This window comes from Brasilonema angustatum (assembly GCF_059505445.1).
This window is the reverse complement of the sequence record NZ_JCACKO010000159.1, coordinates 58,088-79,646: the sequence shown is the minus strand read 5'-3', so window position 1 is coordinate 79,646 and position 21,559 is coordinate 58,088. Positions and strand designations below refer to the sequence as shown.

15 protein-coding genes, 1 tRNA gene and 1 pseudogene are annotated in these 21,559 nt (G+C 41.5%); 7 read left to right on the top strand and 10 right to left on the bottom strand.

Features of this window, described 5'->3' with window-relative positions; all coding sequences use genetic code 11:
• Positions 1-173: 173 nt before the first annotated feature.
• The 3 genes from AC5JM2_RS35935 to AC5JM2_RS35925 all read right to left on the bottom strand — a co-directional run bounded on the left by AC5JM2_RS35935 (position 174) and on the right by AC5JM2_RS35925 (position 2,560).
• The gene (locus AC5JM2_RS35935) at positions 174-917 is read right to left on the bottom strand and encodes a cobalt-precorrin-6A reductase (protein ID WP_495841008.1); all 744 of its coding nucleotides are present in this window, start codon (positions 915-917) and stop codon (positions 174-176) included.
• Between the two features lie 1,232 nt (positions 918-2,149).
• Positions 2,150-2,272, bottom strand: coding sequence for a hypothetical protein (locus AC5JM2_RS35930; protein ID WP_256379274.1), 123 nt, complete (start codon positions 2,270-2,272; stop codon positions 2,150-2,152).
• A 36-nt stretch (positions 2,273-2,308) separates the two neighbouring features.
• Positions 2,309-2,560, bottom strand: a complete 252-nt coding sequence (locus AC5JM2_RS35925; RefSeq protein WP_495841006.1) for a hypothetical protein — start codon at positions 2,558-2,560, stop codon at positions 2,309-2,311.
• A gap of 169 nt (positions 2,561-2,729) precedes the next feature.
• Here AC5JM2_RS35925 and AC5JM2_RS35920 point away from each other — a divergent pair, with 169 nt between their 5' ends.
• Together AC5JM2_RS35920 and AC5JM2_RS35915 are read left to right on the top strand one after the other, a co-directional pair.
• Positions 2,730-3,800, top strand: coding sequence for a response regulator (locus AC5JM2_RS35920; RefSeq protein ID WP_495841035.1), 1,071 nt, complete (start codon positions 2,730-2,732; stop codon positions 3,798-3,800).
• A gap of 1,364 nt (positions 3,801-5,164) precedes the next feature.
• A pseudogene (locus AC5JM2_RS35915) lies at positions 5,165-5,926 on the top strand (Hpt domain-containing protein); the annotation flags it as partial.
• Between the two features lie 133 nt (positions 5,927-6,059).
• Here the strand turns inward: AC5JM2_RS35915 and cobA are convergent.
• The 4 genes from cobA to AC5JM2_RS35895 all read right to left on the bottom strand — a co-directional run bounded on the left by cobA (position 6,060) and on the right by AC5JM2_RS35895 (position 9,075).
• The gene (gene cobA / locus AC5JM2_RS35910) at positions 6,060-6,896 is read right to left on the bottom strand and encodes a uroporphyrinogen-III C-methyltransferase (RefSeq protein ID WP_495841004.1); all 837 of its coding nucleotides are present in this window, start codon (positions 6,894-6,896) and stop codon (positions 6,060-6,062) included.
• Complete coding sequence (locus AC5JM2_RS35905; RefSeq protein WP_495841002.1) at positions 6,896-7,651, bottom strand: sirohydrochlorin chelatase; 756 nt, start codon at positions 7,649-7,651, stop codon at positions 6,896-6,898. The genes cobA and AC5JM2_RS35905 overlap by 1 nt, the downstream gene beginning before the upstream one ends.
• A 166-nt stretch (positions 7,652-7,817) precedes the next feature.
• Positions 7,818-8,504, bottom strand: coding sequence for a manganese catalase family protein (locus AC5JM2_RS35900; RefSeq protein ID WP_495841000.1), 687 nt, complete (start codon positions 8,502-8,504; stop codon positions 7,818-7,820).
• A 190-nt stretch (positions 8,505-8,694) separates the two neighbouring features.
• The gene (locus AC5JM2_RS35895) at positions 8,695-9,075 is read right to left on the bottom strand and encodes a DUF4359 domain-containing protein (RefSeq protein WP_495840999.1); all 381 of its coding nucleotides are present in this window, start codon (positions 9,073-9,075) and stop codon (positions 8,695-8,697) included.
• Between the two features lie 114 nt (positions 9,076-9,189).
• Here AC5JM2_RS35895 and AC5JM2_RS35890 point away from each other — a divergent pair.
• Together AC5JM2_RS35890 and AC5JM2_RS35885 are read left to right on the top strand one after the other, a co-directional pair.
• Positions 9,190-9,262 (top strand) — tRNA-His (locus tag AC5JM2_RS35890).
• A gap of 851 nt (positions 9,263-10,113) precedes the next feature.
• Positions 10,114-12,534: a sucrose synthase gene (locus AC5JM2_RS35885; RefSeq protein ID WP_495840997.1), complete on the top strand. Its 2,421-nt coding sequence runs from the start codon at positions 10,114-10,116 to the stop codon at positions 12,532-12,534.
• A 57-nt stretch (positions 12,535-12,591) separates the two neighbouring features.
• On the opposite strand, the gene AC5JM2_RS35880 is transcribed toward AC5JM2_RS35885, so the two are convergent.
• From AC5JM2_RS35880 to cax, 3 genes are all read right to left on the bottom strand, one after another.
• Complete coding sequence (locus AC5JM2_RS35880) at positions 12,592-13,401, bottom strand: peptidoglycan-binding domain-containing protein (protein ID WP_495840995.1); 810 nt, start codon at positions 13,399-13,401, stop codon at positions 12,592-12,594.
• A 562-nt stretch (positions 13,402-13,963) separates the two neighbouring features.
• Positions 13,964-14,287: a peptidoglycan-binding domain-containing protein gene (locus tag AC5JM2_RS35875; protein ID WP_495840993.1), complete on the bottom strand. Its 324-nt coding sequence runs from the start codon at positions 14,285-14,287 to the stop codon at positions 13,964-13,966.
• 407 nt (positions 14,288-14,694) lie between these two features.
• Entirely contained in the window at positions 14,695-15,786 is a 1,092-nt protein-coding gene (gene cax / locus AC5JM2_RS35870; RefSeq protein ID WP_495840991.1) for a calcium/proton exchanger, read from the bottom strand.
• A gap of 569 nt (positions 15,787-16,355) precedes the next feature.
• On the opposite strand from cax, the gene AC5JM2_RS35865 reads away from it, so the two are divergent.
• The 3 genes from AC5JM2_RS35865 (at position 16,356) to AC5JM2_RS35855 (ending at position 21,529) form a co-directional block, all read left to right on the top strand.
• On the top strand, positions 16,356-19,061 hold the full coding sequence (locus tag AC5JM2_RS35865; protein ID WP_495840989.1) for a DUF3536 domain-containing protein: 2,706 nt from the start codon (positions 16,356-16,358) through the stop codon (positions 19,059-19,061).
• A 740-nt stretch (positions 19,062-19,801) separates the two neighbouring features.
• Complete coding sequence (locus AC5JM2_RS35860) at positions 19,802-20,947, top strand: RRXRR domain-containing protein (RefSeq protein WP_495840987.1); 1,146 nt, start codon at positions 19,802-19,804, stop codon at positions 20,945-20,947.
• A gap of 33 nt (positions 20,948-20,980) precedes the next feature.
• On the top strand, positions 20,981-21,529 hold the full coding sequence (locus AC5JM2_RS35855) for a thermonuclease family protein (RefSeq protein ID WP_495840985.1): 549 nt from the start codon (positions 20,981-20,983) through the stop codon (positions 21,527-21,529).
• The last annotated feature ends 30 nt before the right edge of the window (positions 21,530-21,559 follow it).

Sequence of the window (21,559 nt, the reverse complement as noted above, 5' to 3'; positions counted from 1 at the left end):
TCTTTCGCAGACCCAGCTCTTCCATTTAGCTATCAGCTTACCCTACCTTACTCTAACCTTTGATCTACTCTACCCACCATAGCCCTACCCTATGCCAACTCTTCAAAACTGGCATTATAAGATCAAGACCTAAAGCAGGAATAATTTCCACCATAGGAAACAATCTCTCAAATTTATAGTAGCTGATTCACTAACCACGCCACAGCACTCTCCACATCGCTGACTTCTTCTCCTGGTGGAGTTGCTGGACGTTTCACCATCACTACCCTCACCCCAAGCGATCGCGCTGCAATAATTTTCGCATAGGTAGCATCACCGCCGCTATTCTTACTGACGACTGTATCGATTTGATGGTCAATTAAGAGTTTTTGCTCATTGTCTAGGGCAAACGGACCGCGATCGCACAATATCACCCCTGATGGCACCAATGCTTCAGTTGCAGGAGGCTCAATCAGTCGCATCAAAAACCAAATATCCTCCAAACTGGCAAAGGGTGCAAGTTGCTGCCTACCGATAGTCAGGAATACCCGTTTGGCAAATTCAGGTAATACAGCAGCAGCTGCTTCCACGCTATCAACTTCAACCCACTGATCATTAGGAAGACGCTCCCAAGCAGGACGGATGAGCATCAGATGGGGTATTTTACAAGTAGCAGCGGCAGCAGCTGCATGAAAAGATATCTGTTTAGCGAAGGGGTGAGTCGCATCGATCACTACATCTATTTTCGCTTCAACTAAGTATTCTACCAGCCCCGCTTCACCACCAAAACCCCCAATACGTAGTATTCCGGCTGGCGCTTGTGGTTGACTGGTGCGACCAGCTAAAGATGTGATAACTTCTACCTCTGGAATAGCGCAGGCTTTAGCTGCCAATTCTGTCGCGTCACCTGTTCCGCCAAGAATAAGAAGATGCTTCATATTTACAATAGTTAAAGTCTTCGCGAGTATTTGCAAACTATCTAAGGAATGGTTGACCAATACCTTGAGCTACACCGCCCTACATGGCTAAAGTCAAGCTAAGAATATTCGATTTTCTCGAAAGTCAAAATTCGCAACAAATAGTCAAACAATATAATTTTTACCTAGCCTTACTTAGACCTTTTAATTCAACAAATCACTAACAAACAGAACACTCAATAGTGTTCTTAGTTTTTTTCTATTCTCACTAGAGACGATTTTTTCATCTTAGATGTTCCTAAATTATATAACCTTTATCAAAGTTACATAAAATTTGCCAAAACTCTTGGAAAAACTAGATGTTGTGGCAGTATATTTTTTTATTGTGGTTTAATTCGTACTGACTGTTTATAAATACATTGTCATTCTTGCTTGCTTTTTCACTCAAGTTATGTACTCTTTGCTCAATGTAAAGGCGCTTGCATCTGAGTGTAAGTAGCCTCATATGTAGATATAAGTATAGTATTAGTATTTATAGTCTCCCAATTTTAGTTTGTTGGTATGTAGTTTAAAAAACTATTATTTCTTTATTACTTATTTTTATTTGATTTTATACACTTCTATACATAAATATTTCATGAATTCTATATTTGTACTTAAATGAGTTAAGTACTAGCACTGAAAAAACAATAATGTAATATTCTCTAAAAAAGCACACTGTAAACAAAGTGATTATTAACGTTTTCTTGACTGGCTCATAGTAGTTTTAATACGTGTTTTAACTTTTTTGTTAAAATTATAGTAATCTAAATAATAGTGAGCATATTACTTACCATCTACCCATTAACTAAAGTTTTCTATTTATTTGAGGTTATTTACTCAATTTTTTGAGTTTCACTGGAAATTATTGAAGGTGGCACTCAAAACTCTCCAGGGTGACGATTCGTTACGAAACAATGTCACATACTGTTACCAGTACGTATGATGAAAATACCTTTTAATGAAACAGTTGCCTTTGCGCCTCATGACGCAACGTAGGTGTATGACTTATGACCACAGTCACAACTCATATGAGTTTGCTATTCTTATAATTCAAATAGGCATCTACTTAAGCTAGGTAAAACTTGGCGGACAGCCATATGGGAATAATAGGTAGAGGCGGGAATATACCTCTCCTTGTTTGCGGAAATTTTAGTAAAATCCAATAGTTTTGGTATGGAAAAATACTCTATAAAGATGTATTTGATAAATAGTTATCCACTTTCTAAATTTCTTGTGATACCCAATGATGCTGTAAACTCTCCTGCTAAGTACACGTCACCATAAAACGGGTTCGGAATTGGCTTAAGAGATAATTCATTTCCCTGTTTTGGCATAAATTTGATTTCCGAACCCTATTAATGATGAATGTACTAAGTGTACTCCTCAGTACAATGAATGTAGATAAGTAGCTTAAATTCTGTGTACAAGCTATCTGTAATTTCTCCCGATTTTCCATTAAGGAGCAGTAAAACTAAGTAAAACCTTAAATCCGCACAGCTACCGAACCAGGAACTAGACTTCTCCAAGCATTGCTCTGCTTTTGGTGAGGGATCTTTGTTTTCAGGAATTGAGTACTGTAATCTCACATCTGTTATTGCTTTGTCTAAACAGGTGTAAGTCATGCTTCACCAACTTCTCAACAAGACAAAGTACAAGTTTGTGGCAATAATATAGAGTCAATACAGATCTAAGTTGCTAGTCACTAATAGCATCATTCTTCTAGTCTCTAGCCACGAGTACCTATCTTCATATCGTTGTTGTTCTTTCAATAAAAAATCTTTCTTTATGAATATGACGACCCTTCCTATTGGTAGATACAGATTTTTTCAGGCATTACAGCCATTATCTTTACTAGGAAAAATGACTAGTAAACCTCTGAGTGGTTGTTGGCAAGTGTTTAGCCCATCCGCTTCTTGGTCAATCTATTTAGATGAAGGTAAACTGATTTATGCCTGTTATACAGATAAAATGTTTGATGTCATTTACAGGCATTTACACCGTTTAAGTGAGGAAATTCCTACTCTCAATAGTGGAATTGATAAACAGTTACAGACGCTATTTGAAACTGGACTTGACAATCAAGCAATACAAAATCCAGATTATTTAGCTATTTGCTGGCTCGTGAATCAAAAGTATATGACTCCTGCTCAAGCTGGAATGTTAATAGAGCAATTGGCGATAGAAATTATTGAACAATTTCTGAAGATAAAAGAGGGGAGTTATGAATTTGCTTCGGAAAGTGTTCTAGATGATATGCCAAAGTTCTGTCATCTTGATTTACGTTTAATAGTCGAAAATTGTCAGAATAGAACACAAGAACAGGAAAATACTACATCACACAGGATACAACGTCGATTCCAATCTTTTTCATCAAAAATCAGGCAGTCAAAAGCAAAAATTGAACAAAAGTTTACAAATTTAACCAACATTCAAACAGTAAATATTAATAATAACGATGGTCAACACCAACAGAACTTCCAAAAACAATTTAACAAAAAGACTTATACAATAATCTGCGTTGATGATAGTCCTCTTATTATCAATTCAATCACAAAATTCCTAGATAATCAAATATTTTCTGTAATTGGAATAGATGACTCTTTAAAAGCTTTAATGCAAATTATCCGTATTAGACCCGACCTCATTTTATTAGATATCGAAATGCCAAACTTAGATGGTTATGAATTGTGTACCTTGTTACGAAAACATTCATACTTTCAGAACACCCCAGTGATTATGGTTACGGGCAGAGCAGGATTGATAGACAGAGCAAAAGCAAAGATGGTTAGAGCTACAGGCTATCTCATCAAGCCTTTTACACAAGTAGATTTGCTGAAAGTTATCTTTCAACACATTGAGTAATTTATAAGTTATTTAAAAAGGGAACAGGGAACGGGCAACAGGCAACAGGGGAATCCCCATAATTAAAATTAGGGGATTTAAACAAGGACGTCTTGTTGAATCGTGCTACGCATCTGTCAACAATTTTTTTGAATTCTTCCATTAATAAATTAAGGGGCTTGAATCCAATATCCGGGGCTAATTTTTTGCTGTTGCCTGTTCCCTATTCCCTGTTCCCGCCCCGGAGGGGCTGGTCATGTCAGGTTAGCGCTCAACTCACCAGAAGGCGACTTCGGTTGCCCCGTTCGTTCTAGAGCGGGGAGGAATTGTCGCCTTGTCGCCTTAGTCATTAGTTATTGGTCATTAGTCATTAGTATGATTAAATACGAAAAATCATGTAGCGCAGCGGTTCCTCTTAGGAACTAAAACTACTAAGACTCGCGACTAAGGACTAATGAGTTCGATTTCCCCCCGGCTTTTTATGAAATTAAACGGAGTGAAAATTTCATAGCCGGGGGATGAGTTAACTAGCTTAGTTAGTTAGTTGGTTGTACATTCAGAGGATTTAGTCTTACTAGGGAAAACATCAGTTCCTAACAAAGGCGTCTATAACGGGACGCCACATGCTACAAGTCGGCACAGCCGACAGCAGATGCTACCCTATGGCTGACGCCACGCCTTACGGCTATCGGGAAGCCGCCCTCCGGGCGTCTACAAGCCGGGAAACCTGAACGCCAGACGCCTAGGTCGAGAGAACCCCCGTTGTAGCACCTGGCGTGGAAACCCCCAAGACCGCGATCGTGCTGCCTCACCCCGGCACTGTCCTCCGCAACGCACTTGCTCCGCTCCTGCAGCGCTGGCTCTCCAACGCACTGCCTCCCCAACGCAGTGGCGAACTTCGTTCCGCTCCGCTAATGATAACTCCCAAAGAGCGGACTGGCTCCAAGCTATAATATCTTAATGTTTACTTTATCAATCAGTTCTTATAATAAAAACAAAACTTGACAATCACTTTTGTAGGAATGCTCATAATGAGCAGTTTTCCTTTTTATATTAGCTTCAAAATATATCAGGGTCATCACAAGTAAAGTATCTGCTTTTTACAGTTCTAAGGATGTGAAAGCGATTTTATATTCTTCAACGATTGACAGAATCTAAGATTTGCTATTATAAATTATCTCATTTGATTAGATTGCTAACAGCACCCAGGAAAGTTGCTAAATAGCGACAAGAATTAGTCATTTTTTCTTTGGTAATTGGAGATGACTAATGACGAATAACCCTTCAGGGAAGACCTCCGGTTTCGCTGCGATAACGCCAGATGCCTGCGGAGACAATCCTTGCACAGCACTGGTCTCACTAATGACTATTAACGAATAAAAACTATGTTACGAGACAAGGAACTAGAAACCCAGTTACAGTTTTTAGAGGAAGTAACTGACTCTCTCAATACTCTAGAAACTGTATTATTAGAAGTCAAATTTAATCGTGAGATTGCTCTATCAAAAATAAATGCTGGAGTAAGAGCTGCTCATTCCATCAAAGGTAGCGCAGGCATGATGGGATTTCGGACTTTAAGTGCTTTAGCTCACCGATTAGAAGATTACTTTAAAGTTTTGACAACTCAGAAAGACCCTTTAGAACTTGATGCTGATTTGCAAAGCCTACTTTTAGCTGGAGTAGATTGGTTACGCCAAATAGTAAAACTACATTCAGAAGGTTATACTATCGATGAACAATGGTTAGCAACTTTTTGTTATCCAGTTTTTGAAGAGTTACAAGATCGTTTGGGCTGTTTGATTTCTGAGGATACCATAACAGTTCTCTCACCAGAGAGTGCGTTACAAGACATTATTCGCTTACTGTTTCAAACTGAAGTAGAAGACTGTCTACAACGCCTAGAATCATTAATTTTAAATCGTGAACAGTCTGTTTTGCGACACGAAGCTAATCTGATGGCAATAGAGTTGGGTGGTTTGGGCGAAATGCTCCAGCTACAAGCTTTTACTCAGCTTTGTAAATCCATAACCGAGAAATTAGAAGCAGCAGAAAAAGTCGAAGAAATTGCACACTCAGCCTTGCAAGCATGGCGACACTCACAATCCCTAATACTAACAAATCAAATTGATAGTTTACCAACAGAGATTACCCATAATACCCAAAAAAGTTGTCATTTCTATCAAGTTGCATTTCAACAAATCACTTGAGACTGTTGATCCTCGGTTCACTTCTCAAAGTATGCTCGTAAACTATACTTTGAATGACCCCAAGGGGGTTGACTTATGATAAATTACGAAATCTAGCGTGCATCTTGACTACTGAACCAATGACAACAATTGCTGGCGCTTCAAACCCAGATGCCTCAACTTGCTCTACAATTGTTCCCAGCTGACCAACCAATTCTTCCTGATCCGGTCGCGTACCCCACCGTACCAGAGCTATAGGCGTTTCTGAATTCAACCCGGCTTCGGTTAACTGTTCGACAATGTGAGACAAATTGTGGATACCCATGTATATTACGATTGTTTCTGAACCGTGGGCGATCGCATGCCAATTTACAGCGGGGCGATACTTACCTGCTGCCTCATGTCCTGTCACAAAAGTGACAGATGAACTATATAAGCGATGGGTCAAAGGTATACTTGCATAAGCTGGAGCAGCAATTCCCGATGTCACACCAGGCACAACTTCCACAGGAATTCCAGCTTCTACCAATTCTTCCATCTCCTCGCCACCGCGACCAAATATAAACGGGTCGCCTCCTTTAAGTCTGACAACAATGGCATTATCCTGTGCCTTAGCAATGAGCAAGTGCGTTGTTTGTTTTTGTATAATTGAGTGACGCCCCCGCCGCTTGCCAGCATCAATCTTCTCAGCATGAGGATTAATCATCGCCAAAATTGCTGGACTGATCAAGGCATCATAAATGACCACATCCGCACACTCTAACAAACTCTTACCTTTGAGAGTTATCAACCCCGGATCTCCCGGCCCCGCGCCTACTAGGTACACCTTACCCAAACACTTCTTTTCCTGTTGCTTCTCTTGGAGAGGGCTTGCGCCGAACGCGTCCTTCTCTTGGAGAGGGCTTGCGCCGAACGTGTCTTCGCGGTTCATTATTTTAACAAATCCCAAATCAATTCCACTAATTCTGCACTTGCTCCCAAAGGCTCAGTCAGTTGAAAGTTCACCTCAGGAAACTGTAATTTTAACTCTTGTTGCTTTTGAGCAACAGCGTCTGTCATTCCACCTGGAAATAGAAAGTATGGTATTATAACTAAATTCTTATAGCCAGTTGCCACCAACTCTTGTACCCGTGCTTCCAAGCTAGGAGACACACCCAAGTATGCAGCTACTGCTCCAATCTTCGCCGCCATTGCTTCCACTGGAACATTACCTTCACAGCGACGACTACCATGAGCCAAAAGAATTTTTGCTTCTGCTTTTGTAGCAATCAACTGCTGCGTTAGTAAGCACTCTAAACCAGGGTGAGAGCCTAAGTATGGTTGTAAAAATATCTTAATATTTTGACTCAGAGCCTGCTGTGCCAGTGCAACTTCTGCTGGAATATCTTCCATCACATGAACTCCTGGCAACAGAAATAGTGGTTGGATTTTGAGACTATAACATCCAGAATCTAAAGCATTCTTACCAAATTTTATGATTTGCTTATACAAGGGTTCGGGATTTAGTTCCAAGTACGCTGTACCGACCAAGGTTTCACTTTTCAACTTAGAAGTTATACCTCCAGTTGTCATAGTCAGTAAATCGCTTTGTATCTTATGACATAACAGTTCTACCAGATGTTGGATAGCAATTTCCGGACGCGGATCGTGACTTCCGTGGGATACCAGCAGATATGCAGATGCCATTAGCAAAGACGTTACGTCAAATGTTTCGATTGATTAAATATAACTTAAGTTCAATTGGATCACTATATGGCAATAGATAGAAAATGAGTATTGCCAGGGGCTGTTAGTTCCTGGCTGCTGTAGGGATTAATTGAGAATATTGTTAGATAGCTGCTGATTTCTCAGCTTACTTTTGTTCTGCAACGGGGTCAGCAATGTAACGGAAAGTAGGTTCCTCGTTCCAAGGACCGCGCTCATCCTTACCATTGGTAGACAAGTTGTAATAAATGTCTACAGTGCTATCAGGTTGGATATTACCAAAGAATGGGTCTGTTAACTTACCCAAAGAGTCCAACGCCTTCATGAACATTTGAGTATGAGAAATTTCCCGAGTCAGAAGATGAACAAGTGCCTCTTTGGTTCCATCATCAGGAGCTAGCTTAATCAATGCTTCGTAAGTTTGACGTGCACCAGCTTCAGCAGCAATGTCTGCCCGCAAATCACGCACTACATCACCACCTTCATTAATATAAGCTGCTGACCAAGCTTGACCTTGACTATCTAGCAAGTGAGGTCCTACACCCCGCACAGCAAACAAGGTACTTTTGTAAGCTTCAGTTTGGTCAACATTTTTAGTATGAGAGTCGATGAGCTTACCAATCATTTCTAAGTGGCTAAACTCTTCGATAGCAATATCTTGCAACATATCCTTAATTCCAGCATGTTCGCAGTGTAAGGATTGCGTCCAGTATTGCAAAGCCGCTGTTAATTCACCTGTCGCGCCACCAAACTGCTCTAGAAGCAGCTGAGCAAAACGTGGATTTGGATCGGCAATGTTAACAGGTCGAATTGTTTCTTTTTTATGAAAAAACACAATAGTTCTCCTTTGTTTTAGGTATTTATGCCAATTTCTTCTGAGTATCGTGAATCAGACTCAAGAAAATCGGAAAAATTCCTACTCTCTTTACAAAATGTTAATGGCGGCAGCTTGCTGAAACGTTGATCCTGGGGAAGACTTGCTATCTAAGTAGCTCTATCCAAAGTTATTATTATTTTTGGCTAAGTTACTGCTTTTGAGCGTTGTATGTGTAGAAATTTTCAAAAGCCCCCACCGTTTCAAATTTATAAGAAGGTACCCAATTATTAAGTTTAAAATCTGTGCGGTAAACACTAAAAATGAGAAAATCTTGTTTTTCAGTACTAATGGAGATAATTTCCCTCATACGCGGGTTTGCTGCTTCTAGCAGTTTATCGCAGTTCATTCGTATTAAATTTTCTAATATATTTGGGCTTTTCTTACAGACATTGCTTTTCAAGTACTCGCTTAGGGTTTCTACTGCATACTCTTCATATTTGCCCTGACTGGGATTTGTATTCGCCATTGCTATACCCAAGACTGCTACTCCGACCACTCCCAGGCATGTAATAATAGTGATAGCTCTCATTTGTTTCAACTGCTATTTGCCATAGATATTTTGACTCCAGATTAACTGAGTCCGTTCCTTTGGCAAAAGCACTTGATCGATTCAGCAGCTAGTGTTATAGTATGGATAGTAATGGCGAGCGTAGCCAAGCGGTTAAGGCAGAGGTTTGTGGTACCTCCACTGGTGGGTTCGACTCCCATCGTTCGCCCTGAGGTGATTGTTAGCTGTTGACAAGAAGCTGACTCAGTAATAAAAGCGAAATCCCCAACTCAAGTTTTGGGTTTTTCGTTAATAAAATTTTTAAGGTCAGATAAATTTTTTCTCTTCATTCTCGAACGAAAGGTTCTTGGCTTTCTACTGAGAACTTATTCTATCTAGAAGATGCCAAGCAGAAAAATGAAAGTCAACCCACATAAGGCAAGTCAAGAGAAAATCATAGTGTTGCCTACACTGTAGTCTTGTACTATTGAGTGTTATGGATGCTCGGCCAGAAAAATTGACCTTGCTTTTAAAGAATATGCTGAAATTATAAATACCAGGATATAAATTTTTATAGTATAAGAAGTAACTCTAAATAATTAAATTAAATTTATCTTCTTCGCTAACTATAAAATAATTTGTTTCAGTTCTTTGAGTCATTATCAGGTTCAAACAGGATAGGACAAAAGGACGTTTGATTGCTACTTCCCAATATATTTCCCCTGGCAAGCTAACCGAAAGTTATATAGCAGTAAATAAGAGTCTATTCTTTAAATGAGAGTGGGTTTTTCGAGTAAAATGCTTAGTATTTATAATCACATAAATTTGAGAATAACTTGATGTTTGCCGTTTTGTCTTTAACAAAAACAACAAAAGAGTACGCCTTTAGTTAGAGTGTAAAATACTCGTATATAAGATAAGCGTAAAAAGGTAGAGAGCTTTAAAGATACTCAGAGTAGTAATAATTGCTAATTGCCAAGGTATAGTATTTGTTTATACGATTACCCATGGGCAGTTGATTATTAGCTATTGCTCAGTCAAATCCTGAATCCAAAACCTACAATTATCTCACAAGTTGCCATGTCTGAATTACTTCAAGCTGTACTAGATAGTGAAGAAAAAAGTGATTTGCGTTCCCTGATCAGCGAGTTACGTCAGCAAGAAAAAAAGTACTTGCTGCGGAACGACATACTCAATTTATATAGTGAATATTGCTCCAAGTACGAAAAACCTGAGCAATTTTACACTGCTTCTCATTTAGCAAAACTTGTTTACTACACTCAAGAAATCATTCAAGAGGAATCAAGCCTCTGCTTCATCATACGACCAAAGATTGCTAGTCAAGAGGTTTACCGACTGACAGGCGACTTGAGTGTACAGCCGATGACGGTTCAGGAACTGTTGGATTTGCGCGATCGCCTGGTCAATCGGTATAATCCCAACGAAGGCGACCTCTTGGAATTGGATTTTGGTCCATTTTACGATTACACCCCGGTGATTCGCGATCCAAAAAATATTGGTAAGGGGGTGCAGTTTCTCAACCGCTACCTATCCAGTAAGCTGTTTGCTGACCCCAAGCAATGGCTAGAAGGCTTGTTTAACTTCTTGCGCCTACACCAATACAACGGCGTTCAATTGCTGATCAACCGGCGAATTCAGTCACAGCAGCAACTGTCTGATCAAGTCAAACAAGCTATCTCTTTCGTCAGTTCTCGTCCCAGTGAGGAACCCTACGAAGAATTCCGATTTGAGATGCAAGTGATGGGCTTTGAACCGGGTTGGGGGCATACTGCCCAGCGAGTCCAAGAAAGCTTGAGTATTCTAGATGAATTGATTGACTCTCCCGACCCCCAGACCTTGGAAGCTTTCATCTCTCGCATCCCGATGATTTTTAGAATCGTCTTGGTTTCTGCCCACGGTTGGTTTGGGCAAGAGGGAGTTTTGGGACGTCCTGACACTGGGGGTCAAGTCGTTTACGTCCTCGACCAAGCAAAGAACTTGGAGAAGCAGCTGCAAGAAGATGTGATGCTGGCTGGTTTAGAAGGATTGAATGTTCAGCCGAAGGTGATTATTCTCACCCGCCTTATCCCCAACAGTGATGGCACCCTTTGTAACCAGCGCCTAGAAAAAGTCCACGATACTGAGAACGCCTGGATTTTGCGAGTGCCTTTGCGGGAATTCAATCCCAACATGACACAAAACTGGATTTCGCGGTTTGAATTTTGGCCCTATCTGGAAACCTTTGCCATAGATTCCGAAAAAGAACTGCTGGCAGAGTTTCAGGGTAAACCAGATTTAATTGTTGGTAACTACACTGATGGGAATTTGGTAGCGTTTTTGCTGGCACGCAGACTGCGTGTCACACAGTGTAACGTTGCCCATGCCTTAGAAAAGTCCAAATATTTGTTCAGTAACCTCTATTGGCAAGATTTGGAGGAGAAATATCACTTTTCGTTACAATTCAGCGCTGACTTGTTGGCGATGAATGCAGCCAACTTTATCATCAGCAGCACTTACCAAGAAATTGTGGGCACGCCGGATAGTGTAGGACAGTACGAGTCACTCAAGTGCTTTACAATGCCAGAACTATACCACGTTGTCAATGGGGTTGAACTGTTTAGTCCCAAATTTAACGTAGTACCGCCTGGAGTCAACGAGAATGCTTATTTCCCATATACTCGTACCCAAGACAGAGTTGAGAGCGATCGCGCCAGATTAGAAGAAATACTCTTCACTCTGGAAGACGACTCTCAAATTTTTGGTAGACTTGATGATCCAACCAAGCGCCCACTTTTCTCAATGGCGCGTCTTGACCGCATTAAGAACCTCACTGGTTTAGCCGAATGCTTTGGTCGCAGTCAACAGTTGCAGGAACAATGTAACCTGATTTTGGTAGCGGGTAAGTTGCGTGTAGAAGAATCAGGCGACAACGAAGAACGCGATGAGATTGTCAAACTTTACCAAATCATAGAGCAGTACAATCTCTATGGTAAAATTCGCTGGTTGGGTGTGCGTTTGACAAAATCTGACTCTGGCGAAATCTATCGGGTCATTGCTGATCACCAAGGAATCTTTGTACAACCAGCTTTGTTTGAAGCATTTGGTTTGACAATTTTAGAATCGATGATTTCGGGATTACCAACTTTTGCTACGCAATTTGGTGGCCCATTAGAAATCATCCAAGATAAGGTAAACGGTTTTTACATCAACCCAACAAATGTAGAAGAAACAGCCGAAAAACTTCTTGAGTTTGTCCAGAACTGCGGACAAAATCCCAATTATTGGAATCAAATTTCCAAACAAGCCATTGACCGAGTTTATAGCACTTATACATGGAAAATTCACACTTCCAAGCTGCTATCTTTAGCACGCATTTATGGCTTTTGGAACTTTATCTCAAAAGAGAATCGGGAGGATTTGCTGCGCTACATCGAGGCTTTGTTCTATTTAATTTACAAGCCAAGAGCACAACAATTATTAGAGCAGCATAAGTATCGTTAATGTTTCAGTGATTTGTCATTTGTTCTTTCCAAAGGACAAATGACAAATCACTACTGGCTATTTGGTCAATTCATACCAAGTTCTTTGACCAACTATGCCATCCACTGCTAAATTCCGTTTGTTTTGGAAAGCTTTAACAGCAGCTTCTGTCAAGGCACCAAAAACCCCATCAGATCGAATAGTATAACCATTAGACGATAATAACTGTTGCAGAACTTTGACAGCAACACCCGAGCTACTAAAACGCAAAATTGGCAAAGATTGGCTAGTATCTATTTGAGGAACTATTTGATCATTACGTTTATCAATAGCTCTTTGCTTTCTTTGCCCAATAACTGTTTTAGCTGAAGATTCTGAAGCTACTTGGAGCCCGAAAAAATAAGTAGAAGCAAGTATAATCTTCTGACTTTCTTTAAGCGGACTTTTTTGAAAATTTCGGACAGTGTGTTCCCACTCTGCGACTAATTGAGGAATAGCATCAAAGGGCAAAAGTATTTCTGGCTCTGCACATAGATGAAAGCATTGAGTATCTGTAATGACATCTTCTGTTGTATCCTTTGCTGCAACAGGAAAATTCTTTGCTCTAGCTATGTTAGGAGAACTTTGATAACCAATATTGATTTCTGCTGGATTAAGTATACTTTTATTTTCTACACTTATGATTGACGTAGCAGCATGAGCAGCCATCTCAGGCTGCACAAATTCAGGTGGTGTAATTTGAGCAGTTGAAACTATCTGAGATAGCTGCCTTTGTGTTAACTTCTCCTTGTTATTGTCTCGATGAACTAATCGCAGTTCCGGTGCAATGGTCGGAGACAGTTGTCCTGTTGTTAACACGCTCGTCATCAGCAGGGCAATATCTGTCATTGTATTTCATTTTACTAACACCCATGTTTCCTTTCACAAGAAAAATTGCTGGTGTTCCGGAATAGACAGTACTGGAAAATAAAAAAATCTAATAAATTCTTTGAAAAGAATCAGCAAAATATGATTTCCCAGTATCTGTTAAGTCGTAATGCATTCAAAATGGACTGCGGACTTGTGAAGGTTGTCCTTTGTCAAAAGTCATTTGTCATTTGTACTATTTTGAACAAAAGAAAGTCTTGCGATGCTCCGTTCGCCGAAGGCGTGGCGTAGCCATAGGAGCCTTCATGTGGCGATAAGCCGATAGCGTTTGCGCAGCGTCCCTCTTAGGGACTAGCGTGACGTTAGTCATAGGCTTGACGCTACGCGTATCGCAATATGCAAATTATAGGCGCAACAGCTTACTTGTCAAGGTCTGTACAAAATACATCAAATATAGAAGACTCATCAAATCTAAAACTTTTCTTCCAGAAGCCCGGAAAAATTAATTATAAAAAAATACGAATTATGAGTGCTCAAAAGTTTCACAATCCATAATTCTATAGCATATTGACTCAATTTTTGACTAACCTGACAATAGAGCCCAAGTTCTAGGACCAACGACTCCGTCCGCTCCTAAACCGCGTGAACTCTGGAAAGCTTTAACAGCAACTTCTGTCAGCGCCCCAAAAACTCCATCAATTTGAACAAAGTAGCCATTAGATATTAAAAGTCGCTGTAAGGTTCTTACAGTGCTTCCTGTGTTACCAAACCGTAGAGTAGGTAGACCTGAACTAGAGACAGCTTTCATCTTGACAGATTGTGCTAATGGTTGTATCGCGTGATGAGATGTAGGTTGTGCTTTAGGCTGTGACTCAGGCTTTGCTAATGGTTGTTCTTGATTTGCCATATCAATTAATTTATAAAACTATTTTTCTTAAGTTTCAACCGTATCTACAATGCCAAAGAAATCACTCATTCAGAAGAAGTGGTTTTCGCTTCTTGGTAATGCGTACCTAGGACAGCAGTCGGCATGAGTTACTCAGTATTCTTCTATGGATATTATTCATATTCAGGAACTTTGTTTCCGCATTTTTTTGCTAATTTTAATTGAAAAACATGAGGAAGTAGAGAAAAATAGGAAGATAGGGGAAAATTGTCTTTTCCATTGTAAATATTTGATGTGCCAGTTGAAAGGGCGGAATGTAGGACATAAACTTCATAAGTATCAATTTTTTTGCTAATAAAAGCGAAGCCCCTGACCTATCCTACTAAGGGTGGCTCAGGGGATCATCCATGATTGCAGCTAAGCTATTCTCAAGCCATACCATCAACAAACGGAAGGAAGTAGAAAGCAAACCCCAATACAGCATACGCTGCTAAGAGTAGTACACCTTCTAACCAATTTGACTTACCGTCGGAACTGATGCTATTAGCAATCAACACCGCTACAACCACAGCTACTAATTCAAAGGGATTGAAATTTAAATCCATCGGTTGACCAAGTACCCACCCTGCTAAAACTAAAAAGGGAGCAACAAACAGGGCAATCTGCATACTTGATCCCACCGCCACAGAAACAGAAAGATCCATTTTATTTTTCATAGCTACTGTCACAGCTGTTGCGTGTTCAGCAGCGTTGCCAATAATAGGTACGACGATTACCCCTGTAAAAAGTGCTGTCAAACCTAACTGTGATGTAGCTACTTCTAAAGAATCAACTAGCAATTCTGATTCGAATGCAACTAAGAGGGTACATACTAGTAAAACCCCAGTCCACAACCAAATATTTGGTTTCTCTTGATGTGTTTCCTCTTCGGCTGTTTCTGCCATACCCACATCGTAAAGATAAGTGTGGGTTTTCATAGAAAATAACAAAGTTAGGGCGTAGACGATAATTAGTACCACAGCAACCGCAAGGGAGAGATCTTGCAGGGTTTTTTCCTCTATTGCTTGAGAGGTAAATTTCATCGCTGTGGGCAGTAGAATCGCAATCACTGCCAAATTCATAGAAGAAGCGTTGACTCGCGCTACAACTGGCTGAAACGTCTGTTCTTTGTAACGCACTCCACCCAAAAACATGGAAAGACCCATTACCAGCAGTAAGTTACTGATGATTGATCCCGTGATACTGGCTTTGACGACATTCACAAGTCCAGCTTTTAGGGCAATTAAGGCGATAATCAATTCTGTGGCGTTGCCAAAGGTGGCGTTTAGCAACCCCCCTACTGTTGGACCAACCACGACAGCCACTTCTTCTGTAGCTGTCCCCATCCAAGCTGCTAAGGGCAAAATAGCTAAACCAGCAGTAATGAAAACTGTTAACTCTCCCCACTCTAAGTAATGAGCCGCTATGGAAACCGGAATAAACAGTAACAAAACCAAAAATACAATGTTTTTAGCTGACATTTGTCATTTTAAGGTGAAAGTATTAGAAACAGATGTGTAAGCTTAGAACTCCTCCGCAAGTCCTGAGCAATGAGTTTTCTGTACAACAAAATCCTAAGTTTTGAATATATTACACTACAACACCGAGCACTCCCATAGATCAAACTCTAGGATACCCCCAGTCCTCTAATTAAGGAGTTCTCAGATTTAACTATTTGCTTTCTCGACAGAGATTTGTAAAATAAGATTGCGATATAAGTACAATTTGAAATGTTTCGTTGCAAAAGTTTCCAATAAACCTACGATTTTACACCAAGGATGCGGTTTAATATATTAAAAGACAATTAAATTTTTAGCAGTACCAACGACAAAGCCTGCTAACATGGCTTGTGTCAATGATTGACTGCATCGGGCAAAGCGCTGCTTGATAATGCAGATTACCCCCAACACGAACACCACTACCTCGGAATTTGGTTTGATCTCATAGTTGCTGTTGAAACTAACTGTTGTTGAAATGCCGCTGTAGGAAGGTTTATCAGCATTATCAAAGAAAGCAACTGCAAGGACTGTTTATTTTTTGGAATAACTTCATGACTTCTGCTGCTGAACTACCAGCTAGTGCTGGTTTAAATTTGACGCCACCTGAAAATATCAAAAACACCGAAATGCCCGATCCCCTGAGACAGGCTACTGGTGTTTACGTCACCGTTCATGGGCATTTTTATCAACCACCACGCGAAAACCCTTATCTAGACGCGATTGAGCGCCAATCTGGTGCAGCGCCTTTCCATGATTGGAACGAACGAATTCACCATGAATGTTATCGCCCCAATGCCTTTGCCAGAGTGTTAAATGAGCGCGGCGAAGTGGTGGGGATCGTAAATAATTATGAGTATTTGAGCTTTAATATAGGACCAACGCTGATGTCGTGGCTAGAACGCCACGATGTAGAGGTTTATCAGCGAATTTTGGAAGCAGACGCTAAAAGTTGCTATCGCCTCAACGGACATGGCAATGCGATCGCGCAAGTATATAACCACATCATCATGCCATTGGCAAATGAGCGTGATAAATACACCCAGATTCGCTGGGGCAAAGAAGACTTCCGCTCCCGCTTTGGACGTGATCCCGAAGGAATGTGGCTGGCAGAGACTGCTGTAGACTACGCCACATTGAAAGCTTTAGTTGATGAGGGGATTCGCTTTATTGTGCTTGCACCATCACAAGCACAACGTTGTCGTTTTTTGCCCACCCAGGATAATCCCAACCCTGAATGGTACGAAGTTGGTGGGAGTCAGATTGATCCCACACGCCCCTATCGTTGCTTTTTGAAAGAGAGTCAGGAAGTTGTAGAAGGAGAATCAGATAACTCATCTCTCCAGTCCCGTCCCTACATCGACATCTTCTTCTACGATGGTCCCATCTCGCGGGATATGGGTTTTAGTGATGTCCTATTCAATTCCAATCATTTAGCCGGACGCATCGGTTCAGCAGTGCGTGGGGATCATCGCCCTGCACAGTTAATTTCTGTCGCCACAGATGGGGAAACCTTTGGACATCACAAGGCAGGAACCGAAAAAACATTAGCCTACGCCTTTAAAAAAGAGTTTCCCCATTGGGGTTGGACAGTCAGCAACTTTGCTCACTACCTCAGCTTAAATACTCCCACATGGGAAGTGGAAATTAAGTCAGTCACAGCATGGAGTTGCGCTCACGGCGTTGATAGATGGCAAGATGATTGTGGTTGCGGTGGTGGCGGCACATGGCACCTAAAATGGCGTCGCCCCTTAAGGGATGCGTTGAATTGGCTGCGGGATCGCCTCGTTGTGGTGTATGAAGAGCATGGCAGACACTTTTTCCTTGATCCCTGGCAGGCACGAGATGAATACATCAAAGTGATACGCGATCGCTCTCCAGAAAACGTAAGTCGCTTTCTGTCGCGTCATCAAACTCGTAAACTCACGGCTAGTGAACAAGTAGACGCTTTGCGTCTATTGGAAATGCAACGTCATGCTTTGCTCATGTTCACCAGTTGTGGGTGGTTTTTTGAAGAACTTTCGCGTCCAGAAGGAACGCAAATTCTGCGTTACGCCGCCCGTGCGTTAGAACTCGCAGGGGATGTCTCTGGCGTACAGTTGGAAAAAGGCTTCCTCAAACGCTTAACTCAAGCACCGAGCAATGTTGATTCGTTCAAACATGGTGGTGAAGTTTATCGCCAGTTGGTGCTAACGGCTCAAGTTGGCTTTAAACAAGTTGCAGCTCAATATGCCATAACATCACTCTTTACCAACCACAAACCTGTAGAGACGTCGCAGACAGCGTCTTCACAAAATGGGCACAATGGTTCCACCAAGCATTCTCATCCACATCTAAAGCGGGTTTATTGCTACACCGCCAACGAACTCGATTACCAATTGCAACGAATGGGATCATTGACTCTGGCTGTGGGAAATTTGAACCTCGTCTCAGAGATTACCTGGGAAAGCGAACATTTAGTGTTTGCTGTTCTGCATCTGGGTGGTTGGGATTTCCATTGTTGCATTCAACCCTTCGAGGGACGACTGGCTTACACTGAGTTAAAAGAAAAGCTGTTTGGGGCGCTGCAAGAAGGTAGTGCAGCTCATACAATCTTGGCGATGACGCAGTTGTTTGGCGAAGAGTCTTTCAGCTTGCGGAATCTATTCGCAGAAGAACGCCATCGACTCATGCACCTGTTGAGTCAAGAAACCCTGTCACGATTAGACCAACTTTATACCCAAGAATACCGTGAGAATTACGGTGTTCTGATGGCATTCCACCGTGATGAAGTCCCAGCACCGCAAGAGTTGCAGGTAGCAGCAGAAATTGCCTTGGGATATCGGTGTATGATAACTTTACGCTTACTTGAACAAGACATCGCTGAACCGCTATCAAGTTGGAATCACATCGTCGAGTTAGAGGCGATCGCTACAGAAGCCAAGCACCTGCATTGTCATTTGAGTATACCCGAAGGCAAGCAGATGTTAGAGCAGTTGATATTGCGTTCTCTCTGGCAATTCTTGCACGATCCCAACGGGACTTTTGATGCAGATTTGCAACGGCTAGAACGATTAATTGATGTGGCAAATCAGTTAAATGTTGGTATCTCTCTTGAGCCCTCTCAAGAACTATACTTCAGTTGTTTGCACAGTCAGATTGTGCCACTCTTTATGGCTAAAACTGCTCAAAGTCAGGATAGCGCTCAGTACCGTCAGTTGTTGAAGCTGGGGCAAAAATTAGGGGTAGAAGTGAGTACTTGGTTAAGTCAGTTGGGCTAAGACTCTTACCGATTCGCTTTTAGCGCCTCACCCTAACCCTCTCCTTTATAAGGAGAGCCAGTGCGTTGCGGAGCCAGTGCTGCAGGAGGGTTTCCCTCCGTAGGCATCTGGCGTTGGGGTTCCCCCCGTTGTAGCACCTGGCGTGAGGGATGCCCGACAGGGCAGGGTGAGGTTTTGCGATAATTTTGGGTATCTTACATCTTGCACCAAAAAACACAGATGTCAAACTTATTACATATTTTTTGACTCAGTTCTCGCCCGCCTAGGACTTGAAGTCCCAGGCTCATAGACAAAGTCCATTAAAATGGACTAAAAAGAGATATAATTTTTAAGTCAATTTAGACACTGTTTAGTACAAGTCTTGGTGGTTTTCTCGTAATGGTACAAGATCTCAGTTATGAGAAAGTGAAATCAAGTCAAACTCTTTCATTTGAACTATAAGAACTTAGACTTTGAGGGTTAGAAAAAGTGAAAAACAGTCATACAACAGAAAATATATGATTTTATATGAAGATATATTGTGAGACAAGTCAATAACCCAGGTCTAAAGACGCTGGGCTTGTAAAGACTAAACTTTACGTGTTTGACTAGCTCATTAAGCCTGATCTTGGTACGCACTTCTGGGTGCTTTTCCAGCCCGGACACACTGCAAAACTGTTTAGTCAGTTGTTAGGTAAAGCTAAGACATCTTGGATTAGGTGAGCGAGGAAACCAATTACTTTACTCGAAGGATTATCTCCATGTTACGAGTAGCGGTACTATCACCAGACGGTAAACCATTAATGCCAACAAAAGCGAGCAGAGCGCGTCGCTGGCTAAAAGAAGGAAAAGCAAAAGTCGTTTATAACGACTTAGGCATCTTTCAAATTGAATTGTTAGCCAACACTTTGACCACAAAAACTCAACCCATTGCAGTAGGCATTGATCCAGGCAAACTTTACACAGGTGTAGGTGTACAATGCAAAAGATTTACTTTATGGATGGCTCATCTACAATTACCTTTTCAAACGGTAAAAGACCGAATGGACCAGCGCCGAATGATGCGACGTGGTAGAAGAGGTAGACGGATTAACAAGGCAGCTTTGCGGGGGAAGTACCCTGTGCAAACGTGCCGCCGCAAAGTTGAATTTTCACAACGTGCTCATCGTCAAAAGCGGTTTGATAATCGCAGAGGTAAAAAAATACCTCCAAGTGTTAAAGCTAATCGTCAATTAGAGCTAAGAGTTTTTGAGGAACTGTTTACCGTTTACCCGATCACTTCTTGCGCTTACGAAGTAGTTAAAGCGCAAGGCGACAAAGGATTTAGTCCTGTTATGGTTGGTCAATATTGGCAGTTAAAGAACCTAAAAGACTGGGTTTACACAAAGTCGGTCGAGGGATGGCAAACTGCCAACATCAGGCAACATTTAAAGCTACAAAAGCAAAAACATTCAAAAGGTGATGCTATCCCCGCAACTCACGCGGTTGATGGAATTGCTTTAGCTTGTAGTGCATTCATTCGTTACGGCAAGATCAACCGTCACTATCAAGGCTGGATGGGTTCTGTTACTGTAACACCCGCACCTTTTGCCGTTATTCGTCGCCCTCCTATTTGTCGCCGTCAATTGCACCTTATGGTTCCTTCTAAAGGCGGCGTGAGACGCAAATATGGCGGTACTGTAACCAGGCATGGTTTCAGGAAAGGTGATTACGTTGAAGCTGTTCAAGGTAACAAAACTTATAAAGGTTGGGTAAGCGGTGACACCGAAAGACAAGTCTCTGTTAGCGATGCTAATTGGAAACGGTTAGGTCAATTCTCAAGAAACAAAGTCCGATTAATTAGACGCTCAGTCGGGCTAATTATCACTGCGGTTAAAACCGCCGCGTCGCTTCCCTCTCAGGTCTAAAGACTCTGAGTTTGCCGCATCCCGTGAGGTCTTATGAAACAGGCGTTGATTTGGCTTTGTGCAGCTACCCTCATTTTTGGTTTGATGAGCTGTGACCGCATTTTTCCCTCTGGTGACTTAGTCCAACGAGTCAGTGATGGCGATACTATCGCGGTGAAAGACGCCAAGGGGAGCAAAATCAATGTGCGGTTTGCATGTGTGGATGCACCGGAAATCCCGCACTCTAAGAAAGAAAAGCAAAGTAAAAGTTCTGTTTTTCTCAACCAATTTGATTGGGGAGCAAAGGCGCAAGAACGAGTGCAGCAACTGGTGAATCAAGGAGGCGATCGCGTCAAACTAAATATTACCGATAGCGATAGATATGGACGTAAAGTCGCTGAAATTCGTTTGCCCAATGGGACTTTTATCCAAGAAGTATTAGTACGAGAGGGATTAGCGCTTGTTTACCGTCCTTATTTAAACAAGTGTCCCAGCAGAAATATCATTGAACAAGCTGAAGTTCAGGCGCAAAATAGTCGGCGAGGAGTCTGGAGTGATGCGAAATTTGTCAAGCCTTGGGAATACAGGAGTTTATACAAGTAACATTTAAAATTTGAGTAGCGAGTTTTGCAA